Source organism: Burkholderia sp. E168m23 (assembly GCF_016586125.1).
Lineage (GTDB): Bacteria > Pseudomonadota > Gammaproteobacteria > Burkholderiales > Burkholderiaceae > Burkholderia > Burkholderia orbicola.
In genome coordinates this window covers 1-1518 of record NZ_BCPP01001291.1, presented here as the reverse complement: position 1 = coordinate 1518, position 1518 = coordinate 1, and the positions used below count along the sequence as shown (strand labels likewise).

Below are 1518 nucleotides of genomic sequence, written 5' to 3'. Positions count from 1 at the left end.
CCTCATGCTCCATCTCTTCTATTCGAACCGTCACGAAACGCTGGCCGACGCGCTGCTCGAGGATCTGACCGCGTTCCCGGCCCGCAACGGCCCGTGGGCGCCGCAACAGGTCATCGTGCCGAGCGCGGCGCTGCGCCGCCGTCTCGAGCTCGACATCGCCGCGCGCAATGGCGTGTGCGCGAACGTCGAGTTCACCTATCTCGCGCAGTGGCTGTGGGCGCAGATCGGCCGCGTGCTGACGGTGCCCGCGCGCTCGCCGTTCGCGCCCGACCGGCTCGTGTGGCGCTGCTACCGGCTGTTCGCGCAGGCGGCCGATGGTGCGCCGTGGCTCGCGTCGCCGCGGCTCGCCGCGTATCTGTCGGCTTCCGACGATGCGATGCGCTACGAACTGGCCCATCGCGTCGCGGCCGTGCTCGATCACTATCTGACCTACCGCCCCGAATGGCTGGCCGCGTGGCAGGCCGGCGAATCGGTGCTCGCGGGCGACGCCGCACCGCGCGGGATCAGCGACGCCGCGCGCGACGACGAGCGCTGGCAGGCTGCGCTGTGGCGTGCGCTGCTCGCCGAGCTGAGCGACAGCGGCACGCCGCCGGCACACCGCTTCCTCGTCGAAGCGCGCCATCTCGATGCCGACGCGGTCGCGCGGGCCGACTGGCCCGAATCGGTCAGCGTGTTCGCGCTGCCGACGATGCCGCCGCTGCACGTCGCGCTGTTGCGCGAACTGTCGCGCTGGATCGACGTGCGCGTCTACGCGCTGAACCCGTGCCGCGAATTCTGGTTCGACATCGTGACCGCCGCGCATGCCGAGGCGCTCGATGCGGCCGGGCGGCGCGACTACCAGGAAGTCGGTCATCCGCTGCTCGCCGAATGGGGCAGGCAGACGCAGGCGCAACTGCACATGCTGCACGAACTGACCGAAAGCGCCGCGTCGGGCGATGCGTCGCGTTTCGTCGAGAATCCCGCACCCACCTGGCTCGCGCGCGTGCAGAACGCGATCCTCGAATTGCAGCCGGAAGCCGACATCGGCGACACGCCGGTCGAGCGGGGGATCGAGGTGCACGTGTGCCACAGCCTCGCACGCCAGCTCGAGGTGCTGCACGACCGGCTGCTTGCCTGGTTCGACGCCGATACGAGCCTGCAGCCGTCCGACGTGCTCGTCGCGGTCGCCGATCTCGCCGCGGCCGGGCCGCTGATCGACGCGGTGTTCGGCACGGCCGGCGCCGGCGGCGCGCGGGTGCCGTACCGGATCACCGGCCTGCCGCCGTCGCAGGCGAACCCGGTCGCGCGCGTGCTGCTCGACTGGCTCGCGTTGCCGGAACGGCAGGTCGGCGCGCCGGAGCTGGTCGAATGGCTGCGCGTGGATGCGGTGGCCGCTCGCTACGACATCGACGCGGCCGCGCTCGAAACCGTGCAGACCTGGCTCGCGGCCGCCGGCGCGCGGCGCGGGCTGTCGCCGCTCGCGAGCGACGACGCGGCCGTGCCCGCGCCGCGCCATACGTTCTCCGATGCGCTCGCGCG

General features: G+C 72.4%; 1 protein-coding gene. It reads left to right on the top strand.

Translation table 11 applies throughout. The annotated features are described in order from the left end of the window. Nucleotides 1-4 precede the first annotated feature (4 nt). On the top strand, nt 5-1518 hold a 1514-nt coding region (locus JMF90_RS36655), incomplete at its 3' end, for an exodeoxyribonuclease V subunit gamma (protein ID WP_201326302.1).